A 23,234-nucleotide genomic window follows, 5' to 3' on the forward strand; every position below is an offset into this window, starting at 1 on the left:
TTGAACGCCACGCCGGACCCGCGCTGGGCACCGCACGCCACCGTCGCCACGGTGGTGGTGGACGGCGGCCGCGTGCTGCTGGTCGAAGAGACCATCGATGGCCGCCAGGTGCTGAACCAGCCTGCCGGCCACCTCGAGCCGGGTGAAAGCCTGGCCGCGGCGGCCGTGCGCGAGACCCGCGAGGAAACCGGCTGGACGGTGCAGCTGACCCATTTCATCGGCTGCTACCAGTGGACTGCCGGTGATGGCACGCCCTTCCTGCGCTTCTGCTATGCGGCGCGCCCGGTCTCGCACGACCCGGCGCAGCCGCTGGACACCGGCATCGACCGCGCGTTGTGGCTGACCCCGGCCGAGCTGCAGGCCGCCGGCCAGCGCCAGCGCAGCCCGCTGGTATGGCAGGTGGTGGCCGATTACCTGGGTGGCCAGCGCCACCCCCTTTCGCTGGTCCGGGAGGTCGCATGAGCACCCCGCGCGTGATGGTTGGCGTCTCCGGTGGCGTCGATTCCTCGGTCGCCGCTTGGCGTCTCGTGCAACAGGGCGAGGCCGTTGCCGGACTGTTCATGCAGAACTGGGCCGACGACGGCAGTGGCGACTGCCGTGCCGAGGACGACCGCCGTGACGCGGTGGCGGTGTGCGGCCTGCTCGGCATCCCGTTCCACTTCCGCGACTTTTCCAGCGAGTACTGGAAGGGTGTGTTCGAGCACTTCCTGGCCGAGTACGCCGCCGGCCGCACGCCGAATCCGGACGTACTGTGCAACCGCGAAGTGAAGTTCAAGCACTTCCTGGATGCCGCCCGCGACCTGGGCGCCGAACGCATCGCCACCGGCCACTATGCGCGGGTGACCCAGCGCGGCCACCAGTGGCTGCTGCTGCGTGGCGCCGATCGCTCCAAGGACCAGAGCTACTTCCTGCACCAACTGGGCCAGGAGCAGCTGGCCGCCACCCTGTTCCCGATCGGCGATCTGGAAAAGAGTGATCTGCGCCGCATCGCGCGCGATGTCAGCCTGCCCACCCATGCCAAGAAGGACTCCACTGGCATCTGCTTCATCGGCGAGCGCGATTTCCGCGAATTCCTCGGCCGCTACCTGCCGGCACGGACCGGCCAGATTCTCGACCCGGCCGACGGCAGCGTGATTGCCGAACACCCGGGCGTGTTCTATTTCACCCTTGGCCAGCGCGAGGGCCTGAACATCGGCGGCGTACGTGGCCGCCCCGCCGCACCGTGGTACGTGGTCGGCAAGGACGTGGCCAGCAACGTGCTGTACGTGGACCAGGACCGCGACAGCAAGTGGATGCTGTCCAACCGCCTGCGTTCGGAGACCGCACACTGGATTGCCGGTGCACCGCCGGCGGGACGCTTTGAGTGCACCGCACAGACCCGCTACCGGCAGCCGGACGAGCCGTGTACGGTCGAGGTGCTGGACGACGGCAGCGTGCTGGTCACGTTTGCCCGCCCGCAGCGCGCCGTCACCCCCGGCCAGTCGCTGGTGCTGTATGACGGGGACGTGTGCCTGGGTGGCGCGGTGATCGCCGCCACCGATGCCCCCCTGGAACAACGCCTGCGCACCACCCCTTCCCCCTTTGAGGTAATCGCTGCATGAGTTTCACTGTCGACGACCGCGTCCTGGCCTTGGCCGGCATTGCCCAGGCCCTGCAGCAGGTACGCCGCATCGCCGATACCGGCCATTCCGACGCCGCCGCCGTGCGCACTGCCGTGGACAGCGTGTTCCGTGTCGATGCGTCCTCGCCGCAGGAGGTGTTCGGTGACCGCGATGCGCTGAAGTCCGGCCTGCGCCTGCTGCACAACTACTTCCGCAGCCAGGGCCAGGACCCGATCCTGCCCAAGCTGGCCCTGTCGGTGCTGCAGCTGGAGCGCCGCTTCGTGCAGGACGGGGCGACCGTGAACAAGGTCGCCTCGGGCATCGAGCGTGCGCAGCAACAGGCCGCAGAACTGGGCGATAGCGGGCACCCGGACGTGCTGGCCAACCTTGGCGGCCTGTACGCGGACACCATCAGCCACCTGAAGCCACGGGTGATGGTGCAGGGCAACCCGCACTACCTGGGACAGGCTGGCGTGGTCGCCGAGATCCGCGCGCTGCTGCTGGCCGCGGTACGCTCGGCGGTGCTGTGGCGGCAGCTGGGTGGCAGCTACTGGGACTTCCTGTTCAGCCGCAAGGCCATGATCGAGGCCGTGGACCGGCAACTGGCCTGAGGCCGCCGCGGCCCACCCAGGGGTCAGATCCCTTTCCGGCAAGGAAAGGGCCCTGACCCCGAAGCCACCAAGGCGCCGGAAAACCGGCGCATTCACAATGCACTTCGAAGCACATCGACGTTAAAGAGAAGGGGGGTACGGCCGATACATCCTCCGTGCACCTCCCGAGAACGTCCATGTACTCACGCATTTTCATCCGTCTGGCCGCCCCCCTGGCTCTGACCCTGCTGCTCCCCTTCGCCATCGGTTTCGAATGGCCGGCCGCCCTGCGCTGGGCGATCCTGACCACGATGACGCTGAGCTGGCTTGGCTTTGCGTGGTGGACCACCCGTGCCCAGGCACACCGTTCCCCGGAACATGCCCGCGTCCTGCGTGAACAGGACCAGCTGCTGACCGAACTGCGCAGTTTCGTCGGCAACGAGATCGACGGTTCACGCGGTGAAGTGGAGCGCGCCCGCGACCTGATCCGCCAGGCGGTGTCCAGCCTCGGCGGCAGTTTCGATGCGATGAACCGCAAGTCGCGCCAGCAGAGCCAGGCCCTGTCGCGCATCGTCGACCGCGCCGGTGATGAAGGCAGCGCCGGCCTCGACGTTGCCCGTTTCGCCCAGCACGCCAGCAACCGCATGGAACAGCTGGTCGAAGCACTGGAGCAGGTCAGCGGCCAGAGCTCCACCACGGTGCAGCACATCGACCAGATGGCGCAGCACCTGGACGGCATCTTCGCCCTGCTGGAAGACGTCAAGTCGATCGCCGACCAGACCAACCTGCTGGCGCTGAATGCCGCCATCGAAGCGGCGCGCGCCGGTGAAGCCGGTCGTGGCTTTGCGGTGGTGGCTGACGAAGTGCGCAACCTGTCCGAGCGCTCGACCACCTTCAACGAGCAGATCCGCAAGCTCGCCCACAGCTCCAAGGACGCCATCGCCAAGGTCCGCGAGACGGTTTCGCACATGGCCTCGCGTGATATGGACCGCTCCCGCGAAGCGCGCCAGGAAGCGGCCGCGATGCTCGACAACGTGGCCCAGATCAATGCCTCGCTGGGCGACGGCATGCGCGAAGTGTCCGATTGCGCCCGTTCGATCGATGGCAGCGTGGCCGAAGCCGTGCGCGCGTTGCAGTTCGAGGACATTGCCACCCAGGCGCTGGGCGGCGTGCACACCCACCTGGACCGCCTGACCGCGATCAACCGTGAGGCGGTGGCACTGCAGGAACTGCTGCATCGCAATGGCGGCGTGTTCGACGAAGAAATCGCCACCGCCCTGCAGCGCACCGGCAGCCGCCTGCGCGAACTGCGCAGCGAATGGGAACGGCCGCCGCACAAGCCGGTTGCTCAGCAGAGCATGGGCGCCGGTACCGTCGAGCTGTTCTGATCGAGATGCCTGCTGCCATTGCCGGCAGCCCGCAAGGCCCCGGTTCGCCCGGGGCCTTTGCCTGTAACCTGCCGTTGGATGCATCCTGTACGCGCACCATGACCCTGATCCGTGCCCTGCCCTCCCTCACCGATACCGAGCGCCCGCGCAACGCGAGCGTGCGTGAGCAGCTGCAACAGCTGGAGGACGTCGCCCGTGAGGAAATCCGCGAACTGCAGCAGCTGGCGGATGCGCGGCCTGCGCCGCCCCACGTGGGTGAAGACCTGTTGGGACTGGCGTGGGACCTGGGGCTGGATGGAGAAGCACTGAAGTAGATCCACGCCATGCGTGGATGACGTGACAGTGCGAGCTCCAGGACATCATCCACGCATGGCGTGGATCTGCTGGAGCGGCGCAGTCGCTGTGGCATGATGCGCCGGTCCCGTTCATGGAAGACCGATGGCCATCGCACTGATCGCATTGATGCTGTTGGAGCTTCTGCTGTTGCTGTTCTGGGCACCCTTCTTCTTCCGCACCGGCATCGTCCTGTTCAACCAGCGCGTTGCCGCCTCCCCGGCTGAACTGACCCGGCTATCGCTGGGCGGCCTGGAGTACGACCTTCCTACCGACAAGTGGCTGAGCTTCGTATTCCATGCACTGCCGGACGGCAGTGCAGTGTTTCGTGAGAGCTTCGCGCCGGGTTATGGCGGCCGCTACTTTCCACTGATGCACGGCCAGCTGGTGGTCGACAAGCGACGCCGCGAGGTTCGCGTGATCGGGCGATGCAGCTGGTTCGCGCTGATTCTGGCCATGATGCTGCTGCCGATCATCGTGATGCACCCGATGGCGTGGCCGATGCTGGGCTTTCTGCTGGTGTTCTATATGGGCTATCGCATCCAGCTGCGACGCTATGCCGAGGTTGTGGAGGCCGTGCACGCGCGGGTGCGCTCGGAGTTTCCGCGACGATTCACCGACCCGAAGCGGTAGATCCACGCCATGTATGGATGGTCGCGAGTGCAAGCCCCAGTGCCGACCAACGGTCGGCACCCACCATCGCAGGTGCTGCCAAGTAGATCCACGCCATGCGTGGATGGTCGCGAGCGCAAGCCCCAGTGCCGACCAACGGTCGGCACCCACCATTGCAGCTGCTGCCAGTAGATCCACGCCATGCATGGATGGTCGCGAGCGCAAGCCCCAGTGCCGACCAACGGTCGGCACCCACCATCGCAGGTGCCGCCAGTAGATCCACGCCATGCGTGGATGGCCGCGAGTGCAAGCCCCAGTGCCGACCAACGGTCGGCACCCACCAGAGCGGGCGCCGCCAGAGGGCGGTTGTCAGCGCGCCAGCACCACTTCGCCACTGGCGTCGGTGCGGATCGGCGTCGGATGCTGCTGGCGCAGCCACTGTGCCAGGTCGCGCGGGCTGAGCGGGCGCGAGTACAGGTAGCCCTGGATCTCGTCGCAGCCCTGGCGGCGCAGCATGTCTTCTTCCTGGTGCGTTTCCACGCCCTCGGCCACCACCTTCATGCCCAGCGCATGGCCCAGGTGCACGATGGCCTGGGTCACTTCAGCCGTTCCCGAGTCGTGCAGCATGCCCTGCACGAAACTGCGGTCGATCTTCAGGCGACCCACCGGGAAGCGATTGAGGTAGTTGAGGTTGGAGAAGCCGGTGCCGAAGTCATCCACCGCCAGCGGGACGCCGTGGCGTTCCAGCACGTCGAAGCAATGCCGCAGGATGTCGGTGTCACGAATCAATGCCGACTCGGTCAGTTCCAGCTCCAGCCGCTGTGGCGCCCAGCCGTGGGCATGGCAGATCTCGATCACACGTTCGGCAAAACCACGATCACGAAGCTGCACCGCTGATACATTCACCGCGATGCGATCGAAATGCAGGCCGGCACGGTCCCAGGCGGTCGCCTGGCGGCAGGCTTCATTCAACACCCAGTCGCCGATGCGCACGATTTCGCCGCATTTTTCAGCGATGGGAATGAACTCGGCCGGGCTGCAGTAGCCGATGCCGGGACGATGCCAGCGCAGCAGCGCTTCGATCGCCGGAGGCTCGCCCTGGTGGGCATGCAGCAGCGGCTGGTAGGCCAGGCTGAACTCCTCGCGCTCGATCGCGCCATGCAGGCCGTGTTCGATCTCCAGCCGGCGCTGGATGCGTGCGAGCGCATCCTGGCTGTAGTACTGGTAGGTGTTACGCCCGGCTTCCTTGGCCGCGTACATCGCAGCGTCGGCGGCACGCAGCAGCGAATCGAAGTCGGTCTGCGCGTCACCCAGCATGGCGATGCCGACGCTGGCGCCGACCTTCAGCGTGGTTTCACCACGACGCAGCGGCTCGGCCAGCGAGCCGATCAGCTTCCGCGCCACGTGGCCGGCGTCTTCCGGCTCGGCCAGGTCGCGCAGCACCACGATGAATTCATCGCCACTGAAGCGCCCGAACAGATCGTTGTTGCGCAGGTTCTGGTGCAGGCGGGTGGCCGCTGCCTTCAGCAGGGCATCGCCGGTGGCGTGGCCGAAACTGTCGTTGATGGTCTTGAAGCCGTCCAGATCGATGAACAGCATCGCCAACGAGGTACCGCGATCGCGCGCCTCCTCGATGGCTTCAGCTGTCTGCTCGCCGAGCAGTACGCGGTTCGGCAGTCCAGTCAGCAGGTCGTAATGGGCCAGCAGCTCGATGCGTTCGTTGGCTTCGCGCTCGCGGGTAATGTCACGGAACAGCACCACGAAGCGCGGTGGCAGGCCGTCGCGCCGGTCCAGCTCGATCAGCACCTGCACCCAGACACGCAGGCCGGACTGGCGGTAGAAGCACAGGTCCAGCTGCTCGGGCAGGCCGCCGTTGGCGATGCGGACCAGCGCCGCCTCAAACGCATCGCGCGAGTCTTCGGTGTACAGCGCCAGCGCCTGGTCGAGGGTGATCGGTTCCTTGCGCAAGCCGTGGATGCGGTAGCACTCCTCGGTCCACTGCATGTGCCGGGTCTGCACTTCGATCTCGCAACCGCCGATGCGGCCCAACGCGGAAACACGGTTGAGCAGTTCGGTGCGCCAGCGGATCAGCGCGTCGGTCTGGTGCTGTTCGGTGATGTTCTGTACCTGGCCCAGCAGGCGCTTGGGCTGGCCATCCATGTCCAGCAGCGGCTGCATCCACAGGCGCAGGTGCTGCGAGGGTTCCTTGCCGCGGGTCAGCTCCAGCTCGAGGTTGGCGGCACGACCATCGCGCCAGAGGCGGCGCCAGGCCGCACGCAACGCACCGCGTGAACGTGGATGCAGCTGTTTCAGCCAACGCCGCTGGCCCGGGATGGCACCCTGCTCCAGCGCCAGCAGCGAGCGCAGCTCCGGGGACCACCAGAAGTGGCGGGTAGTGGGATCGAACGACCAGCTGCCCATGCTGGCGATGCGCTGGGCCTCGCTCAGGTGCAGCTGCTGTTCCTGCAGCAGCGCTTCGAGCTGCTTCTGCTGCTCAATGTCGGTGTGCGTACCCACCATGCGCAGTGGCTGGCCGTCGGCCGTGCGCGCGACCACCCGGCCGCGATCCAGCACCCAACGCCACTGCCCGTCGGACTGGCGGAAGCGGAACTGTGCACTGTACTGCTCGCTTCGTCCGTGCAGGTGCTCGTCCAGTGCGGCGCGCACCTGCACGATGTCCTCGCTGTGCACGCGTGACAGCATTTCAGTAGCAGTCTCATCGCCCAGTGCCGGCGTGCGCGCCACCCGATCGCTGGGGATGTCCCAGTCCCACAGGCTGTGCCCGGCACTGTCCAGCGCCAGTTCCCAGCGGCCGCCGCCATCGACCGGCACCGGCTCGGGAATGCTCAGGGTGAACGCCAGCAGGTTGCCGGTGCTGTCATGCACGGCGCGCAGGTGACCGTCATAGTGGCCGCGCGGGCCACCCGGCAGCGTGCAGGCGACGATGCCGCCATCGGCGGCCATCAGGCGCAGATCCTCCAGCATCGGCGCATAAGCGGCAACGGTGGCCGGCAGGCCATGTTCGCGCGCAGCCGGGTTGGCCGCCAACGGACGTCCAGCACGGTCGACGATGACCAGCGCCGACGCAAGCGGGTGCTGCAGCAGGCTGGCGATGATCCCTTGGTCCACGCGATCTTGCTCCGGATGACACGCCCGTCAGCGGGGCACGCAGTGGTTAACGGCGCCTGCGGCGGATAATTGAGTGGTCACGGCACACCTGCGCGGTAAGATGGCCGGCGCCCCTTTCCCCTGCCCTGTCCATGCCCGCAGAACCGACCTGCAACGCCCCAGTTCCCGACCCGCGGATGGCGCAGGCGCTGAGCCGTGACCGGCGGCGGGTGGTGCTGAGCTACCTGGTGATGGCGCTGGCCTGGATGATCTCCACCGACAGCCTGGTCCAGGCACTGGTCCCCGACCCGCAACAGGCAGCGCTGTGGCAGGGCCTGAAGGGCGCATTCTTCGCCCTGGCCAGTGCGGGCCTGCTGTACCTGCTGCTGCGTCCGCTGGCCGAGCACGCGCTGCGTACCCATGCCCGCCAGCAGGCCTCTGAACTGCGCCTGCGGCAGATGTTCGAAGGCAACCCCGGCCCGATCCTGGTCTACGATCTGGATACGCTGGCGATTCTGGATGCCAATCCCGCCGCCTGCACCACCTTCGGCTGGGACCACGACGATCTGCTGGAGCAGAGCATCGACGCACTGTGGCCCCCCGGTCAGGACCAGGCGCTGCAGACCAAGCTGGAAGCCATCCGCGAGGCGCCCCAGGAGCTGTGCATCCTGCGCGCGCAGCTGCAGCTGCGCGATGGCAGCCTGCGGCAGATGGAGCTGCGCTCCAATGCCATCAGCTACGACGGCCACAATGCCCGCCTGTTGATTGCCATCGACCGCACCGCCGAGGATCTGGCCCAGCTGCGCCGCGACCAGGCGCTGGCGCGCGTGGAGGAAGCACACGAGCTGGCCCGCATCGGCGCCTGGGAGCTGGACCCGTCCACCGGGCTGGGGCGCTATTCCAACCAGGTCTACCGCCTGCTCGGCCGCCGCCCGCCGGAAGCGCGCCGCTGGCATCGCTTCGACGAGCTGCTGGTACCGGCCGACCCGACCACTGCGACGCAGACCGAACACCTGCTGGCCGAGCTGTGCTCGGGGGATGCGGTGCAGGTGGATGTACTGCTGCCGCTGCTGTCGATGGAGGGTCGCGCGTTGACGGTGCATCTGCGCGCCGCCAGCGGCATCGACGAAGCCGGTCGCAGCCGCGTACTGGGCACGTTGCAGGACGTGACCGAGCATGAGCAGTCGCGTCGCCTGCTGCGTGAGCGTGAAGAGCAGTTCCGGGAACTGGTGCGGGTCCTGCCCGACGGGGTGGTGATCCTGTCCGAGGAGCATGTGCTGTATGCCAATGCCTGGGCCGCCAGCCTGTTCGGCTATGGCAGCCACACCCTGCTGGGCGAGCCGCTGTCGGCGCTGGTGGCTGCCGCCGACCTGCCGCGGGTACGCAGCCAGCTGCGCGCCGGCCAACTGCACCTGGGGCCTGGCCACAGCAGCGTGGTCGCGATGCAGCGCTGCGATGGCCGCAGCTTCCATGCTGGCCTGGCCGTGGGCGAAGTGCGCTACGGCGGCCGCGACTGCAAGCTGTTGATCGTGCGCGACCTGAGCGACGCAGAGCGTACGCGCAGTGCGCTGGAAACCAGCAACCGCGAGCTGCAGGCGATGGCCGGACGCCTGTTCTCGCTGCAGGAAGACGAGCGCCGCGCCATCTCGCGTGACCTGCACGACGACATCGGCCAGGCAATCACCGCCATCAAGCTGTCTGCCCATGCAGCGCAGGACGAGGACGACCCACAGCGTCGCCGCGAGGACCTGGCACAGATCGTCAGCCTGGCCGACACCACGGTGGCCAAGCTGCGCGACATCTCGACCCTGCTACGGCCACCGCAGCTGGATGCGCTGGGCCTGGAGGCGGCCTTGAGCTGGCAGGCGCGGGTGCTGTTCCGCTCGTCTCCGGTGGAGCTGCTGGCCGAGATCGAGCCGCTGCCGCAGCGCCCCGACAACAGCATCGAACAGGCCTGCTTCCGCATCGCCCAGGAAAGCCTGACCAACGCACTGCGTCACGCACGGGCCAGCCAGGTGCAGCTGCAGCTGCGCGACATCGGACAGCGCGGCCTGCACCTGCAGATCCGTGACGATGGCGAGGGCTTCGATCCGGATGGCCCGCGCGGCCTGGGCCTGATCGTGATGCGCGAACGCGCGCAGAGTGTCGGTGGCCATGTGCGGATCGAGTCCGCACACGGCGAAGGTACCCTGATCGACGTCCATCTCCCCTATCAGGCGGCCGGCATGGCCGCCGTCGATTCACCGGAATACTGAGCCTATGTGGAATCCCAACCTGCCCCCGGTCAGCATCGACGATGCCCCCGACCGCCTTGGCGCCGGCAATCCCGAGCTGCAGGCGATGGTCGCCGAGGCCGCCTCCGGCGGCACCGCATTGATGCTGATGCACGTGGACATCGACCACTTCGCTTCGGTCAACGAGAACATGAGCGCTGAGGTGGGCGACCAGGCGCTGGTGCTGGTGGCACAACGCCTGCAGTCCTACCTGCGCGGGCGCGGCAAGCTCTGGCGGCATGGCAGCGATGAGTTCCTGATCGCAGTGCCACGCACCGACGATGTGGCGTTGCCGGAGGATTTCGCAGAAGAGATCCGCCAACAGATGGAGCTGCCGCTGTCGGTGCTGCCGTACACGCTGTTCATGACCGGCAAGCTGGGCGTGAGCCTGTGCCCGGAACATGCCAGCAGCGCTTCGCGCCTGCTTGACCATGCCGAGGATGCGCTCTACCAGGCCGCCCGCGAGGGAGGCAACGCGGTTCGCATCCATGCGGTGGACACGCCGCCGAGCGCGCACAGCGAGAGCATCATCGCGCGGCAGATTGTCGATGCCATTCCCAACGGCGAACTGAAGCTACGCTACCAGCCGCTGGTCAGCGCCCGCGACGGCCATGTGGTTGGCATGGAAGCGCTGTTGCGCTGGCAGTCGCCCACGCTGGGCATGCTGGTGCCGGAACGCTTCATGCGTACCGCCGAGCGGCTGGGCATCATCGTGCAGATCGGTACCTGGGTGCTGGAAGGCGCTTTGAAGCAGGCCCGGCTGTGGCGCGACCAGGGCTTCGATGACTTCACCATCGCAGTGAACGTGTCCACCCTGCAGCTGCTGCGGCCGAACTTCTTCGCTGAGGTGATGTCGCTGATACAGGCCGCTGGCGTGCCGGCGCAGATGCTGACGCTGGAGATCAACGAAAGCGCGTTGACCAACAACGTCAATTTCGTGCATGAAACGCTGGCCAACCTGCGCAACGAAGGCATCAGCCTGAGCCTGGACAACTTCGGTACCGGCGACTCCAGCCTCAGCGCGCTGGTGCGCTACCCGGTAGACAAGCTGAAGATCGATCGCAGCTTCATCAAGAGCGCGCCGGCCGGCAACCGCGAGGCGGCGATCGCCCGCGCGATCATTGCCATGGGCCACCAGCTGGGCATGACGGTGATCGCCAACGGCGTGGAGTCGCAGGCTCAGCTGGGCTTCCTGCGCCGCAACGACTGCGACGTGTTCCAGGGTTACCTGTTCGGCGAGCCGATGTCCGCGGATGCGGCCGGCATGACCCTGCGCCGCCGCTACCTGCGGCCGGAAGCCTTCGCCGAGACCCGGCCAGACCGCACGCTGCTGCTGCTGGACGACGAAGAGAACGTGCTGCGCTCACTGGTGCGCCTGTTCCGGCGCGATGGCTACCGCATCCTGGCCGCGGGCAACGTGCGCGATGCGTTCGACCTGCTGGCGATCAACGATGTGCAGGTGATCCTGTCCGACCAGCGCATGAGCGACATGAGCGGCACCGAGTTCCTGGGCCGGGTGAAGATGCTGTACCCGGACACCATCCGTCTGGTGCTGTCCGGCTACACGGATCTGAACACGGTGACCGATGCGATCAACCGCGGCGCGATCTATCGCTTCCTGACCAAGCCATGGAACGACGACGAACTACGCAAGCACATCCACCAGGCATTCCGCACCTACGAGGAACAGCGACGCAGCAATGCCGGGCCGGTGGCGACCGAGCCAGGCGAGAGTGGCGAGGATCGCCCGCCACTGCGCTGACCGCATCCGCCGGGCATGGCCCGGCGCCACCGATATGGGTGGCCAGCGCCGGGCCATGCCCGGCGGAACTTCCGGCAGAAGCAGGTCAGCGCGGCTGCTTCACCGGCAGCACCACGCGGAAGCGCGAACCCACGCCCGGCGTGCTGTCCAGGTCGATGCGGCCATGGTGCTTGTTGATGATGCTGTAGGAAATCGACAGGCCCAGTCCGGTGCCACTGCCCACCGGCTTGGTGGTGAAGAACGGATCGAAGATGCGCTGGCGCAGTTCCGGCGAGATGCCGCCGCCGGTGTCTTCAAATTCCACCCACACGTGGTCGCCATCGACGCCGGTACGCACGGTGATGGTGCCGCGTTCGGCAATGGCGTGACCGGCGTTGAGCAGCAGGTTCATGTAGACCTGGTTCAACTCCGACGGGAGGCACTCCACCAGCGGCAGCTGCCCAAACTCGCGCACCAGGCTGACCTTGTACTTGAGTTCGTTCCAGATGATGTTGATGGTCGATTCAAGGCCTGCGTGCAGATCGACCAGCTTCCAGGACTCGTCGCGACCGGAGTACGAGAAGTCCTTCAGGTCGCGCACGATGCGGGTCACCCGCTCGATGCCTTCGCGTGATTCGGCCATCAGCTGGGGCAGGTCGCGGCTGATGAAATCGATGTCCAGACGGTCACGGATATCGTCGATTTCCGGGATCAGCGCCTTCGGGTCTGGTGCACGCAGGGCACGCTCGTAGGCTTCGATCACGGTGAACAGGCTGCGCAGATACTCCTGCAGGCTGCCCAGGTTGGAGTGCACGTACCCGATAGGGTTGTTGATCTCGTGCGCGACGCCGGCGGCAAGCTGGCCGATCGAGGCCATCTTCTCCGACTGCAGCAGTTTTTCCTGGGTACCGTTCAGGCGCAGGTAGGCCTGGCGCAGCTCGGCGTGGCGCTGCTGCAGCTCGCGCTCATAGTCCTCCTGCCCCTCGATGTGGCGGAACAGTGCGAGGAAGTGACCTTCGCCGACCGGGCCATGGTGGTACAGGTGCGCAATCACCACGCCCTCGCCCAGCGGCAGGCTGCCGTTCCAGTGGCCATGCTGGCGCGCCTGTTCCAGCGCGTCCGGCGGCAGCAGTTCGCGCAGGCGCTGCGGCGGCGGCAGTCCACCGTCTTCGCCACTGGCCAGCAGGCTCTGCGCGGCCGGATTGGCCAGGGCCACCTGCCCGTCTTCGGTGAACAGCAACAGGCCTTCGCGCAGGCGCTCAAGCAGGGCCTGCAGCACCGGCTGCGGCGGAAGGGGGGCGGTAACCAGGGCGTTGGCAGCGGACACGGCGACTCGGGGCGTTCGAACAGGCGCCCAATATACGCGGTCATGCAGCGGGCTTCAGCCCGCCGGAGGGTGTTGTGCGATCGCCGTCGCGTCAGGCGACGGCGAGGGGACGGCCGACGCTGACCGTATGTGACTGGCCCTTGGCGTCATAGGCCGAGGCGTCTTCGGTGCGGCCCAGCTGGCGCAGCGCCCAGTTCACTTCACGGCGGCGCCGCGACAGCAGCACGCCGTTGGCGCGGTTGCGTTCTGCCAGTTCCTGCAGCTGCTCACCCTCGCCGACCGGCGGTGCGCCTTCCAGCGCACGCAACGCCTCCAGCTTGGCACCGGTGGCGCGGATCAGGGCGTGCACGTCGTGCTCGACCAGGGCCTGGCGCTCAACGTCCAGGGCCTGGGCGAGACGCTGCAGCGGCTCGCTCATCGCTGCCGTCATCCCTGCAGCTGCTGGTCCAGATCGAGCATGCGCGATGCGATCGCGTCCGGATTGATCTTGTAGGTGCCGTTCTGCAGCGACTCGCGCACGGCGGCCACGCGCTGGGCGTCGATCGCCGGGGCGGTGGTCAGCTCACGCTCGATGGCCTGCAGGTTGGTGGCCTCGCCGGTCAGGCGCAGGCTGTCGGCCGCTTCGACCGGGCGTGCCGCCGAATCGCTGCTGACGCCGGGCTTGTTGGCCGGGGTCGTGACGCTGCGCAGTGCCTGGGGGACCTGCAGGTTGCCGTCGATTTTCTGGCTCATGGGGTTTCCTGGAGTTGCCGTTCACAAGGGATAACGGCCGCAGGGCCGTGATCTTTAGGGATATTCTGCGGTAATTCAACGCGCCACGATTACGTCACCTGCGGCATCGACCGTGCCCTGCACGATCCGCCGCGAGGACAGGTTCTCGACCGAGACCCGTTCGTTCTCACCCGCATCGCCCATCGCGCGACCGGCAATGCGGACCTCGACCGAGCCACGACGCGATACCAGAGCCACATTGTCTCCTCGCTTGATGAGACGCTGCACCACCAGGTCGTTGTTCGACAGCAGGGCTCCGGCCTGCAACGGACGGCGGGCGATGCGGCCGATCGCTGTATTGGGATCGGTCAGCACAGCACCGGCAATCCGGGCGGCGTCACGCTGGGCAGTAGTGATATCGGCGGCGGTGAGGGTTTCTCCAGTGCCGATTCCACGGTTGAGCACCAGCACGGTCTGGTTGCGCCGCACCTTCACCGGCACGAACAGGCGCCAGCCGCCGGCATCGGGGCAGCTGACCTCCACCGTGGTGTTGGCCGTGGGCTGCACCTGCAGTGCGCCGCCACACTTGGGCAGGCGCAACGCGTCGGCCACCTGGGCCTCGCCCTCGCTGCCAGCCGGCAGTGTCGACAAAGCCGCCGCACGGATGCTGGCCACCGGCTGCCAGTCCGCGGCAGCCGCCCACGGCGCGGCCAGGGCCAGCGCGATGGCGAATAGATATGTGACCCGGCGCATGGCGCCTCCTGTCGAGGGGATCTGGCCCAGCTGCGTGCAAGCGGCGTGCCAGAGCACTGCCTTTATAGCGTCGAGCTTGCTCAACTCACGCCCCATGTAGCGTCGAGCTTGCTCGACGGGCCGTGAAAGCAGTCGAGCAAGCTCGACGCTACAAAAGCGCTCAAGTTCAGCCGCTGCGCCGCCGATACAGCAGCCATGTCCCATGACCTGCTCAACCGGATCGACCAGCGGACCCGACTGGCCGGCCACAACCGCCTGGCGCTGCTGCTGTTCCGTCTCGGCGGACGTCAGCTTTTTGGCGTCAATGTCTTCAAGGTGCAGGAAGTCCTGCGCCGTCCGGAGCTGTTCCAGGTGCCCGGCCTGCCCGGCCAGTTCGCCGGCGTGGCCGACGTGCGGGGCCGCTCGGTGCCGGTGCTCGATCTGGGCCTGGCGATCGGCCACCCCGAGCGTGAGCCCGATGCGGACACCTCGCCCGGCTACCTGGTCGTCACCGAATTCAATCGCTCCATCCAGGGCTTCCTGGTCAGTGGCGTGGAGCGCATCGTCAACATCGCGGTGGAAGACATTCATCCGCCACCGGAGCTGGGCGCCGAGTCCAGCTACCTGACTGCGGTGACCCGCTTCCAGGGCGAGCTGATCCAGGTGATCGACGTCGAAAGCGTGTTGGCCGACATTGCCCAGATCCGTGGCGAAGCCGTGCTCGACCCGGCCATGGCGATGCCGGGAGACGGCCCGCAGCTGCAGGTGCTGGTGGTGGACGACTCACGCGTAGCCCGCCAGCAGATCCGCAGCGTCCTGGACCAGCTGGGCGTGGGCGCCACCCTGCTCTCCGACGGCAAGCAGGCGCTGGACCATCTGCTGCAGATCCACGCAGCGGGTGAGAATCCGGCCGAGCGCTACGCCATGGTCATCTCGGACATCGAGATGCCGGCCATGGACGGCTACACGCTGACGACGGAAATCCGGCGCCACCCGGGCCTGGCCGGCCTGTACGTGCTGCTGCACACCTCGCTCTCGGGCGTATTCAACAATGCGATGGTCGAGCGCGTGGGTGCCAATGCCTTCGTCGCCAAGTACTCGCCGCACGAGCTGGCCGACTTCGTGCTGGACCGCCTGCGCAAGGTCGCGTTGGCGGCGTAAGGCCGTCCCGGGGTCGGATCCCCGCAGGGGCTCCGGCCCCATACATGGCAATGGGTGACCCCCGGGGTCAGAGCCCCTGAGGGGATCTGACCCCGCTTGCTTTGGCACACCCCTTGCAGCTTCCCGGGCAACGTTCCCGTGGGAGTGCACCGTGCGCAACCTGATTACCGACTACCTGGGCGTGCATGCCCAGGCCATGCCGTTGCGCGAACAGCGGATGAAGCTGATCGCCAGCAATCTCGGCAATGCCGACACTCCCGGCTACAAGGCCCAGGACCTGGACTTCGATGCCGCCCTGCGCCACGCCCAGGGACAGGATGCCAACGGCCTGATGGCCACCTCCCATGAGCAGCACTACGAGATCGGCGGCGGACTGAACCCGTTCCAGATCGCGCGCGAAGGGGTGCAGCCCAGCCTCGATGGCAACACCGTCGACCCCGACGCCGAGCGTGCGGCCTATGGCCGCGCCGCACTCGAATACCGCGCCTCGCTCAGCTTCGTCGAGAGCAAGGTGCGTTCCATGCTGACTGCGATCACGGGGCAATAAGCCATGAGCAACCTGCCGATCTTCGACATCGCCGGCTCTGCGCTGCAGGCGCAGTCGGTGCGCATGAGCACCATCGCCTCCAACCTTTCCAACGCCGACACCGTCGCCGGTTCCGCCGACGCGGTGTACAAGCCGCTGGAACCGATCTTCCAGGCCGTCACCAGCAAGAACGATCCGAACATCACCTCGGTGAAGGTCAAGGAGATCACCCAGAGCGAGGCGGCGCCGATCAAGCGCTACGAGCCGGGCCACCCGCTGGCCGACGCCGATGGCTACATCTACCAGCCCGACGTCGATCCGGTGGCGCAGATGGTCAACCTGATCTCGACCTCGCGCAATTACCAGGCCGGCGTGGAGATGCTGACCACCGCCAAGGAACTGGCTCTGGCCACCCTGACCATGGGCCGCTGAGGCCCGCAGTACCGGATACCGCCATGACCACCTCCGTCAACACCCAGACCAACCAGGACGTCTACAGCGCGCTTGGTTTGAATGCCCCCAACAGCAACGCCACGAAAAAGAAGAACACGCTGGACCAGGCCGACTTCCTGCGCCTGATGACCGAGCAGCTGCAGCACCAGGATCCGCTGAAGCCGATGGACAACACGCAGATGGTCGCGCAGATGGCGCAGATGTCGACCGTGCAGGGCATCACCGATCTGAACAAGACGGTGAAGGGCTTCCAGGAATCGATGGCCAGCGACCAGGTGCTGCGTGGCGCTGCCCTCGTCGGCCACCAGGTGCTGGTGCCGTCGGAAAAGCTGGTGCTGGAAAAGGAAGGCAGTGTTGAAGGCACGGTCGCCGCGCCGTCGGCCGGCATCGTCACCGTGGACATCACCGATGCCAACGGCGCCAAGGTCACCTCGCTGAGCGTGGAAGCCAAGGCCGCCGGCGAAACCGCCTTCCAGTGGGACGGCAAGGACGCCAACGGCAAGCGCATGGAACCAGGCAAGTACTCCATCGTCGCCAACCACGTCGACACCGCAGGCAAGAGCACCAAGCTGTCCACCTACGTACAGGCGCCGGTGGAGAGCGTGACCGTCGGTTCCGACGGTCTGTACCTGAACCTCAAGGGCCTGGGCACGGCCCCGATCGACTACGTGCTCCGCGTCAGCTGAGCCGCACATCCCGCATCAACCAGGAGCATCCCATGGGCTTCAATGTCTCGCTGTCCGGCATCAATGCCGCCAACACCGACCTGAGCGTCACCGCCAACAACGTCGCCAACGTCAACACCACTGGCTTCAAGCAGTCGCGTGCCGAGTTCGCCGACCTGTTCGCCTCAACCAGCTATGGCCTGTCGACCAACCAGACCGGCTCGGGCGTGCGCGTTTCCAACGTCGCCCAGCAGTTCATCCAGGGCCACAACGAACAGACCGGGCGCAGCCTGGACATGGCCATTTCCGGTGAGGGCTTCTTCACCATGAACATGAATGGCTCGCGCGTGTACTCGCGTGCCGGCAACTTCCAGACCGATGCCGCCGGCTACGTGGTCAACCCGCAGGGTGCACGCCTGCAGGTGTTCGCACCGAATGCCGATGGCACCAACTTCGATTCGGGCCGCCTGGTCGACCTGCAGCTGCTGACCACCGACAGCCCGCCGAAGCAGACCAGCGAAGTGAAGGTCGGCTTCACCCTGCCGGCCAACGCGAAGCAGCCGACCGTGGCGACCTTCGACCCGGCCGATTCCAACAGCTACAACCACTCCAGCGGTGGCATCACCGTGTACGACTCGCTGGGCGTGAGCCACATCCAGGTCTCGTACTTCGTCAAGGGCGCCAACCCCAACGAATGGACCGTGCGCAACTACGTGGACGGCCAGCCGGCCGGCGCGCCGACCCCGGTCACCTTCGACAACAGCGGCAAGCTCGTTGCACCAGCCAATGGCAAGGTCAGCCTCGGCACCTTCACCCCGACCACCGGTGCCGGCCAGCTGAACATGACGCTGGATGTCAGCGGTTCGACCCAGTACGGCGAGAAGTTCGCGCTGCGCAATACCCAGCAGGACGGCTACGCCGCAGGCAAGCTCAACGAGATCACCGTCTCCGAATCCGGCGTGGTCTACGCCCGCTATTCCAACGGCGACGACAAGCCGCTGGGCCAGGTCGCACTGACCACCTTCAACAACACGCAGGGCCTGGAATCAAAGGGCAACAACCTGTGGGTGGAGACCTTCGAATCGGGTACGCCGCGCACCGGCATGCCGGACACCTCCAACCTCGGCAAGATCCAGGCCGGGTCGCTGGAAGCGTCCACCGTCGACCTCACCGAGCAGCTGGTGAACATGATCACCGCGCAGCGGAACTTCCAGGCCAACGCGCAGATGATCACCACCCAGGACCAGATCACCCAGACCGTCATCAACATCCGTTGATGAGCTGCTGACACTGTCACGGAACTCCCCGCATGGATAAAGCCCTTTACGTGGCGATGACCGGTGCCCGCGCTTCCCTGCAGGCGCAGGGTACGCTCAGCCACAACCTCGCCAACTCGGACACCCCCGGCTTCAAGGAAGCGCTGGCCAACACCGAAGCCTTCCCGGTCCGCGGCCCGGGCTTTGCCTCGCGGGTGGATGCGCTGCACGTCGATGCCGGCTTCAACCGCCGGCCAGGCGCGCAGCACATCACCGGCAAGCCGCTGGATCTGGCACTGCAGACCGGCACCTGGCTGGCCGTGCAGTCCAGCGATGGCAGCGAAGCGTATACGCGCGGTGCGGCCCTGTCGGTGACGCCGAACGGCCAGCTGGTGACCTCCGGTGGCCGCACGGTGCTGGACGACAACAACAATCCGATCGCCATTCCGCCCTACCAGGCGATGGAGGTTGGCGCCGACGGCACGATCTCGATCATCCCGCAGGGCGAAGGCCCGCAGACGATGGCGCAGATCGGCCGGATCAAGGTGGTACAGGCGCCGGATGAGCGCCTTGAGCGCGGGCTGGATGGCCTGTTCCGCAATACCGACCCGCGCCAGCCGTTCGCCCCGGCGCAGGGCACCGCCGTGCACAGCGGCCAGCTGGAAGGCAGCAACGTCGATGCCGCCGGCGCGCTGGTGCAGATGATCCAGTTGCAGCGCCAGTACGAAATGCAGGTGCAGGTGATCAAGCACGGCGATGACAACGCACGCAGCGCTAACAGCCTGCTGCGCCTGGGCAGCTGACGGAATTCCGGCACCGGCCCTGGCCGGTGCTGGCACACCCCTTGCAGACCCGCTACCAAGGGCCGCACTACGCGGCCGGCTCCACCCAGACAGGACACCGAAGATGAACCAGGCATTGTGGATCGCTAAAACCGGACTGGATGCGCAGCAGATGCGCATGTCGGTGGTTTCCAACAACCTCGCCAACACCAACACCACCGGTTTCAAGCAGGACCGCGCCAGCTTCGAGGACCTGCTGTACCAGCAGGTGCGCCAGCCCGGCGGTTCTTCTTCGGCACAGACGCAGCTGCCGACCGGCCTGCAGCTGGGCACTGGCGTGCGCGTGGTCGCCACCGCCAAGAATTTCGAACAGGGCAGCCAGCAGCAGACCGGCCGCGCCCTGGATGTGATGGTCAACGGCCGCGGCTTCTTCGAAGTGCAGATGCCCGATGGCAGCTCGGCCTATACCCGTGATGGCTCGTTCAAGATCAACCAGGACAGCGAGCTGGTCACCAACAGCGGCTATCCGGTGCAGCCGGGCGTCCAGATTCCCGAAGGCGCACAGTCTGTGACCATCGGCAGCGACGGCACCATCAGCGTGAAGATGGCCGACAACGCCGCCTCGGTGGAAGTGGGCGCGCTGACCCTGACCGACTTCGTCAATCCGGCCGGCCTGCAGGCACGTGGCGAGAACCTGTTCCTGGAAACCACCGCCTCCGGCCCGGCACAGAACGGCAATCCCGGCCTGAACGGCCTGGGCAACGTGGTGCAGGGCGCGCTGGAGGGCAGCAACGTGAACGTGGTGGAAGAGCTGGTGTCGATGATCGAAACCCAGCGCGCCTACGAAATGAACGCCAAGGCGATCTCCACCACCGACTCGATGCTCGGCTATCTCAACAACAAGATCTGACCGGCCCAACCGGGAAACCGCCATGTCGCCCATTTCCAACTTCGCCCGTACTGCCCTCGCCTGCGCCGTGGCTGCCCTGCTCGGTGGCTGCGTGATCGCCGGCGACGTGCGCCCGTATCCGACGATGGCACCGATCCAGCCGATCGTGCCACCGCAGGCCGAGCCGACCGCCGGCGCGATCTACGCTGCCGGCCCGACCCTGCAGCTGTATTCGGACCGTCGCGCGCGCGACGTCGGCGACCTGCTGACCATCACCCTGCTGGAAAACACCACCGCGCAGACCAGCGCGAACACGGCCACCAACAAGGAATCGAACCTGAGCCTGGGCACGCCATCCATTCTCGGTGCGCCGGTCACCCTGGGTGGCAAGGACATCCTCAGTGCCACCGCGGCCGGCAAGCGTGATTTCGCCGGCAAGGGCAACAGCGCGCAGAGCAACCGGCTGCAGGGCAGTGTCACGGTCACCGTGGTCCAGCGCCTGCCCAACGGCAACCTGGTGGTGCAGGGGCAGAAGAACCTGCGGCTGAACCAGGGCGATGAACTGGTGCAGGTGCAGGGCATCGTCCGTCCGGGCGACATCAGCCAGGACAACACCATTCCCTCCAGCCGCGTGGCCGAAGCCCGCATCGTCTATGGCGGTCGCGGCCCGGTCGCGCAGTCCAACGCGATGGGCTGGCTGAGCCGCTTCTTCAACTCCGGCCTGACGCCGTTCTGAGTATGGCCATGAAACTTTTCTCCTCTTCTTCCTGGCAGCGACGCATGGCGTCGCTCTACTGTGGCGTGATCATGGTTTTCGCGGTGGTGGCCCCGGCCAGCGCCGAGCGCATCAAGGACCTGGCCCAGGTGGGCGGCGTGCGCGGCAATGCGCTGGTGGGCTATGGCCTGGTGGTCGGCCTGGATGGCAGCGGCGACCGCACCAGCCAGGCACCGTTCACCGTGCAGAGCCTGAAGAACCTGCTGGGCGAGCTGGGCGTGAACGTGCCACCGAACGTCAACCCGCAGCTGAAGAACGTGGCCGCCGTGGCGATCCACGCCGAGCTGCCGCCGTTTGCCAAGCCGGGCCAGCCGATCGACATCACCGTGTCTTCGATCGGCAACGCGGTGTCGCTGCGCGGTGGCTCGCTGCTGATGGCGCCGCTGCGCGGTGCCGATGGCCAGATCTACGCCATCGCCCAAGGCAACCTGATCGTCGGCGGCTTCGGCGCACAGGGCAAGGATGGTTCGCGGGTGTCGGTCAACGTGCCAAGCGTCGGGCGTATTCCCAACGGCGCCACCGTTGAGCGCGCCCTGCCCGATCCACTGGCCAATGGCGGCGACATCACGCTGAATCTGCACAACAATGATTTCACCACCGTCTCGCGCATGGTCGCCGCGCTCAACAACGCGTTCGGCGAGGGTGCGGCACGCGCGGTCGATGGCGTGACCGTGGCGGTGACCGCGCCGACCGATCCAGGCGCACGCATCGGCCTGCTGGCACGTATCGAGAACCTGGAACTGACCCCCGGCAGCGCGCCGGCCAAGGTGGTGGTCAACTCGCGTACCGGCACCGTGGTCATCGGCCAGCAGGTGCGGGTCGGGCCGGCAGCGATCGCGCACGGCTCACTGACGGTGACGATCCAGGAAAACACCAACGTCAGCCAGCCCAATGCCCTGTCCGGCGGCCGCACCGTGGCCAGCCCGCAGTCGACCATCACCGCCACCAATGACGGCAGCCGCATGTTCAAGTTCAGCGGCGGCACCACCCTGGATGAAATCGTGCACGCGGTGAACGCGGTCGGCGCGGCGCCGGGCGATCTCATCGCGATCCTGGAAGCCCTGAAGCAGGCCGGCGCATTGAGTGCCGAGCTTGAGGTGATCTGACATGCGCATCAATCCCGCATTCGATCTGAACCCGCCACAGCAGAACGATCCGGCCAAGATCGACAAGGTTGCACGTCAGCTGGAAGGCCAGTTCGCGCAGATGCTGGTGAAGAGCATGCGCGATGCCAGCTTCGGCGACTCGCTGTTTCCGGGCGAGAACAAGATGTTCCGCGACATGTACGACCAGAAGATCGCCGAGGCGATGACCCGCGGCAAGGGCCTGGGCCTGTCGGGCATGATCACCCGCCAGCTGTCCGGCCAGGCTGCCGATGGCCCGGCGCTGGACACGCGTGTGGACCCGGCCAAGGCCAGCCGCGCCTACCAGCTCAACGCGCCGGCCACGCCCGCGCCGTCGCTGCCCCTGGAAGACGGCAGCCAGGCGGTGCGCATGCTGCAGCAGATGGCCGCCGGTGCCCAGCACGGCGCACAGGCCGCGACGGCGCCGATGGAACAAGCCCTGGACCTGATTGCCGGCCGCGAAAGCAGCCGCCTGCATCGTTCGCTGGGCACTGAAGACCCGTACATCGGCAGCCTGCAGGGCGACGATTGGGCGGCCAGCAACGATCAGTGGTCGGCCACCGCCAACAACCGAGGCTCGATGGTCAATCCGGCCGATGCGATGGCCGCCCGCACGGCCGTTGCCCAGCTCGGCGCGCACACGCCCGAGGGCTTCGTCGCCAGCATCTGGCAGCACGCGCAGAGCGCAGCGAAAGAACTGGGCGTGGATGCCCGCGCCCTGGTCGCCCAGGCCGCGCTGGAAACCGGCTGGGGCAAGCGTCATATCCGCCAGGCCGATGGCAGCACGTCGCACAACCTGTTCGGCATCAAGGCCACCGGCTGGAACGGCCAGCGCGTCGAGGCCGGCACCCATGAGTATGTCGACGGCGTGCGCCGCAACGAAACCGCCAGCTTCCGTGCCTACAGCTCACCGGCCGAGAGCTTCGCCGACTACGTGCGCCTGCTGAAGACCAGCCCGCGCTACCAGCAGGCCCTGCAGGCCGGCACCGACGTGCAGGGCTTCGCCCGTGGCCTGCAGCGTGCCGGTTATGCCACCGACCCGCGCTACGCGGCCAAGATCGCCGCGATCGCCGGTGGACCGACCATCGAGCGCGCCGTGGCCGCCGTGGCCGATGCCGGCTCGCGTCTTGGCCAGACCTTCGCCAGCACCGCAACCGCGGCGCTGGGTATCACTCGTCGTTGAGGAA

The 23,234-nt window shown here is 66.9% G+C and carries 23 protein-coding genes; 18 read left to right on the forward strand and 5 right to left on the reverse strand.

Going from position 1 to position 23,234, the window contains the following annotated elements:
* The 6 genes from ABH900_RS02175 to ABH900_RS02200 all read left to right on the forward strand — a co-directional run bounded on the left by ABH900_RS02175 (position 1) and on the right by ABH900_RS02200 (position 4,545).
* Positions 1–462 (forward strand): NUDIX hydrolase, encoded by a 462-nt coding sequence (locus ABH900_RS02175; RefSeq protein WP_429621414.1) that lies wholly within the window; start codon positions 1–3, stop codon positions 460–462.
* Positions 459–1,601 (forward strand): tRNA 2-thiouridine(34) synthase MnmA, encoded by a 1,143-nt coding sequence (gene mnmA, locus ABH900_RS02180; protein ID WP_429620842.1) that lies wholly within the window; start codon positions 459–461, stop codon positions 1,599–1,601. The genes ABH900_RS02175 and mnmA overlap by 4 nt, the downstream gene beginning before the upstream one ends.
* Entirely contained in the window at positions 1,598–2,212 is a 615-nt protein-coding gene (gene hflD / locus ABH900_RS02185; protein ID WP_429620844.1) for a high frequency lysogenization protein HflD, read from the forward strand. Before mnmA ends, hflD begins: the two co-directional genes overlap by 4 nt.
* A gap of 176 nt (positions 2,213–2,388) precedes the next feature.
* Positions 2,389–3,579, forward strand: a complete 1,191-nt coding sequence (locus tag ABH900_RS02190; protein WP_429620846.1) for a methyl-accepting chemotaxis protein — start codon at positions 2,389–2,391, stop codon at positions 3,577–3,579.
* 98 nt (positions 3,580–3,677) lie between these two features.
* Positions 3,678–3,893: a hypothetical protein gene (locus ABH900_RS02195; RefSeq protein ID WP_429620848.1), complete on the forward strand. Its 216-nt coding sequence runs from the start codon at positions 3,678–3,680 to the stop codon at positions 3,891–3,893.
* Between the two features lie 124 nt (positions 3,894–4,017).
* Positions 4,018–4,545: a hypothetical protein gene (locus ABH900_RS02200; protein ID WP_429620850.1), complete on the forward strand. Its 528-nt coding sequence runs from the start codon at positions 4,018–4,020 to the stop codon at positions 4,543–4,545.
* A gap of 348 nt (positions 4,546–4,893) precedes the next feature.
* Here ABH900_RS02200 and ABH900_RS02205 read toward each other — a convergent pair whose 3' ends face one another.
* Entirely contained in the window at positions 4,894–7,653 is a 2,760-nt protein-coding gene (locus ABH900_RS02205) for a bifunctional diguanylate cyclase/phosphodiesterase (protein ID WP_429620852.1), read from the reverse strand.
* 131 nt (positions 7,654–7,784) lie between these two features.
* On the opposite strand from ABH900_RS02205, the gene ABH900_RS02210 reads away from it, so the two are divergent.
* Together ABH900_RS02210 and ABH900_RS02215 are read left to right on the forward strand one after the other, a co-directional pair.
* Positions 7,785–9,887 (forward strand): PAS domain S-box protein, encoded by a 2,103-nt coding sequence (locus ABH900_RS02210; RefSeq protein ID WP_429620854.1) that lies wholly within the window; start codon positions 7,785–7,787, stop codon positions 9,885–9,887.
* Between the two features lie 4 nt (positions 9,888–9,891).
* Positions 9,892–11,667: an EAL domain-containing protein gene (locus tag ABH900_RS02215; RefSeq protein WP_429620856.1), complete on the forward strand. Its 1,776-nt coding sequence runs from the start codon at positions 9,892–9,894 to the stop codon at positions 11,665–11,667.
* Positions 11,668–11,752: 85 nt separating this feature from the next.
* Here the strand turns inward: ABH900_RS02215 and ABH900_RS02220 are convergent, their stop codons facing one another.
* The 4 genes from ABH900_RS02220 to flgA all read right to left on the reverse strand — a co-directional run bounded on the left by ABH900_RS02220 (position 11,753) and on the right by flgA (position 14,437).
* On the reverse strand, positions 11,753–12,973 hold the full coding sequence (locus ABH900_RS02220) for an ATP-binding protein (protein ID WP_429620858.1): 1,221 nt from the start codon (positions 12,971–12,973) through the stop codon (positions 11,753–11,755).
* A gap of 91 nt (positions 12,974–13,064) precedes the next feature.
* A complete protein-coding gene (locus ABH900_RS02225) occupies positions 13,065–13,403 on the reverse strand; it encodes a flagellar protein FlgN (protein WP_429620860.1) in 339 nt (112 codons plus the stop codon).
* Complete coding sequence (gene flgM, locus ABH900_RS02230; RefSeq protein WP_429620862.1) at positions 13,400–13,705, reverse strand: flagellar biosynthesis anti-sigma factor FlgM; 306 nt, start codon at positions 13,703–13,705, stop codon at positions 13,400–13,402. The genes ABH900_RS02225 and flgM overlap by 4 nt, the downstream gene beginning before the upstream one ends.
* Positions 13,706–13,780: 75 nt before the next feature.
* On the reverse strand, positions 13,781–14,437 hold the full coding sequence (gene flgA, locus ABH900_RS02235; protein WP_429620864.1) for a flagellar basal body P-ring formation chaperone FlgA: 657 nt from the start codon (positions 14,435–14,437) through the stop codon (positions 13,781–13,783).
* 195 nt (positions 14,438–14,632) lie between these two features.
* On the opposite strand from flgA, the gene ABH900_RS02240 reads away from it, so the two are divergent.
* The 10 genes from ABH900_RS02240 (at position 14,633) to flgJ (ending at position 23,230) form a co-directional block, all read left to right on the forward strand.
* A complete protein-coding gene (locus ABH900_RS02240) occupies positions 14,633–15,577 on the forward strand; it encodes a chemotaxis protein (RefSeq protein WP_429620866.1) in 945 nt (314 codons plus the stop codon).
* A 151-nt stretch (positions 15,578–15,728) separates the two neighbouring features.
* Positions 15,729–16,124 carry a flagellar basal body rod protein FlgB gene (gene flgB / locus ABH900_RS02245; RefSeq protein WP_429620868.1) on the forward strand — a complete coding sequence of 132 codons (396 nt, stop codon included), beginning with the start codon at positions 15,729–15,731 and terminating at the stop codon, positions 16,122–16,124.
* A 3-nt stretch (positions 16,125–16,127) separates the two neighbouring features.
* A complete protein-coding gene (gene flgC, locus ABH900_RS02250; protein ID WP_005416461.1) occupies positions 16,128–16,535 on the forward strand; it encodes a flagellar basal body rod protein FlgC in 408 nt (135 codons plus the stop codon).
* Between the two features lie 23 nt (positions 16,536–16,558).
* Positions 16,559–17,242 (forward strand): flagellar hook capping FlgD N-terminal domain-containing protein, encoded by a 684-nt coding sequence (locus ABH900_RS02255; RefSeq protein WP_429620870.1) that lies wholly within the window; start codon positions 16,559–16,561, stop codon positions 17,240–17,242.
* A 32-nt stretch (positions 17,243–17,274) separates the two neighbouring features.
* Positions 17,275–18,498: a flagellar hook protein FlgE gene (gene flgE, locus ABH900_RS02260; protein WP_429620872.1), complete on the forward strand. Its 1,224-nt coding sequence runs from the start codon at positions 17,275–17,277 to the stop codon at positions 18,496–18,498.
* A 32-nt stretch (positions 18,499–18,530) separates the two neighbouring features.
* Entirely contained in the window at positions 18,531–19,280 is a 750-nt protein-coding gene (locus ABH900_RS02265; RefSeq protein WP_429620874.1) for a flagellar basal body rod protein FlgF, read from the forward strand.
* 103 nt (positions 19,281–19,383) lie between these two features.
* On the forward strand, positions 19,384–20,169 hold the full coding sequence (flgG, locus tag ABH900_RS02270; protein ID WP_429620876.1) for a flagellar basal-body rod protein FlgG: 786 nt from the start codon (positions 19,384–19,386) through the stop codon (positions 20,167–20,169).
* Positions 20,170–20,191: 22 nt separating this feature from the next.
* On the forward strand, positions 20,192–20,884 hold the full coding sequence (gene flgH / locus ABH900_RS02275) for a flagellar basal body L-ring protein FlgH (RefSeq protein WP_429620878.1): 693 nt from the start codon (positions 20,192–20,194) through the stop codon (positions 20,882–20,884).
* A 2-nt stretch (positions 20,885–20,886) separates the two neighbouring features.
* Positions 20,887–22,029 (forward strand): flagellar basal body P-ring protein FlgI, encoded by a 1,143-nt coding sequence (locus ABH900_RS02280; RefSeq protein ID WP_429620880.1) that lies wholly within the window; start codon positions 20,887–20,889, stop codon positions 22,027–22,029.
* A 1-nt stretch (position 22,030) separates the two neighbouring features.
* Positions 22,031–23,230, forward strand: coding sequence for a flagellar assembly peptidoglycan hydrolase FlgJ (gene flgJ, locus ABH900_RS02285; RefSeq protein WP_429620882.1), 1,200 nt, complete (start codon positions 22,031–22,033; stop codon positions 23,228–23,230).
* The last annotated feature ends 4 nt before the right edge of the window (positions 23,231–23,234 follow it).

This window comes from Stenotrophomonas sp. AN71 (assembly GCF_050435725.1).
Classification (GTDB): domain Bacteria; phylum Pseudomonadota; class Gammaproteobacteria; order Xanthomonadales; family Xanthomonadaceae; genus Stenotrophomonas.

What these genes read in the sequence shown, in the direction of transcription:
- mnmA (WP_429620842.1), top strand. Translation starts at nt 459, where the DNA reads ATGAGCACCCCGCGCGTGATGGTTGGCGTCTCCGGTGGCGTCGATTCC.
- hflD (WP_429620844.1), top strand. Translation starts at nt 1,598, where the DNA reads ATGAGTTTCACTGTCGACGACCGCGTCCTGGCCTTGGCCGGCATTGCC.
- ABH900_RS02190 (WP_429620846.1), top strand. Translation starts at nt 2,389, where the DNA reads ATGTACTCACGCATTTTCATCCGTCTGGCCGCCCCCCTGGCTCTGACC.
- ABH900_RS02195 (WP_429620848.1), top strand. Translation starts at nt 3,678, where the DNA reads ATGACCCTGATCCGTGCCCTGCCCTCCCTCACCGATACCGAGCGCCCG.
- ABH900_RS02200 (WP_429620850.1), top strand. Translation starts at nt 4,018, where the DNA reads ATGGCCATCGCACTGATCGCATTGATGCTGTTGGAGCTTCTGCTGTTG.
- ABH900_RS02210 (WP_429620854.1), top strand. Translation starts at nt 7,785, where the DNA reads ATGCCCGCAGAACCGACCTGCAACGCCCCAGTTCCCGACCCGCGGATG.
- ABH900_RS02215 (WP_429620856.1), top strand. Translation starts at nt 9,892, where the DNA reads ATGTGGAATCCCAACCTGCCCCCGGTCAGCATCGACGATGCCCCCGAC.
- ABH900_RS02225 (WP_429620860.1), bottom strand. Translation starts at nt 13,403, where the DNA reads ATGACGGCAGCGATGAGCGAGCCGCTGCAGCGTCTCGCCCAGGCCCTG.
- flgM (WP_429620862.1), bottom strand. Translation starts at nt 13,705, where the DNA reads ATGAGCCAGAAAATCGACGGCAACCTGCAGGTCCCCCAGGCACTGCGC.
- flgA (WP_429620864.1), bottom strand. Translation starts at nt 14,437, where the DNA reads ATGCGCCGGGTCACATATCTATTCGCCATCGCGCTGGCCCTGGCCGCG.
- ABH900_RS02240 (WP_429620866.1), top strand. Translation starts at nt 14,633, where the DNA reads ATGTCCCATGACCTGCTCAACCGGATCGACCAGCGGACCCGACTGGCC.
- flgC (WP_005416461.1), top strand. Translation starts at nt 16,128, where the DNA reads ATGAGCAACCTGCCGATCTTCGACATCGCCGGCTCTGCGCTGCAGGCG.
- ABH900_RS02255 (WP_429620870.1), top strand. Translation starts at nt 16,559, where the DNA reads ATGACCACCTCCGTCAACACCCAGACCAACCAGGACGTCTACAGCGCG.
- flgE (WP_429620872.1), top strand. Translation starts at nt 17,275, where the DNA reads ATGGGCTTCAATGTCTCGCTGTCCGGCATCAATGCCGCCAACACCGAC.
- ABH900_RS02265 (WP_429620874.1), top strand. Translation starts at nt 18,531, where the DNA reads ATGGATAAAGCCCTTTACGTGGCGATGACCGGTGCCCGCGCTTCCCTG.
- flgG (WP_429620876.1), top strand. Translation starts at nt 19,384, where the DNA reads ATGAACCAGGCATTGTGGATCGCTAAAACCGGACTGGATGCGCAGCAG.
- flgH (WP_429620878.1), top strand. Translation starts at nt 20,192, where the DNA reads ATGTCGCCCATTTCCAACTTCGCCCGTACTGCCCTCGCCTGCGCCGTG.
- ABH900_RS02280 (WP_429620880.1), top strand. Translation starts at nt 20,887, where the DNA reads ATGGCCATGAAACTTTTCTCCTCTTCTTCCTGGCAGCGACGCATGGCG.
- flgJ (WP_429620882.1), top strand. Translation starts at nt 22,031, where the DNA reads ATGCGCATCAATCCCGCATTCGATCTGAACCCGCCACAGCAGAACGAT.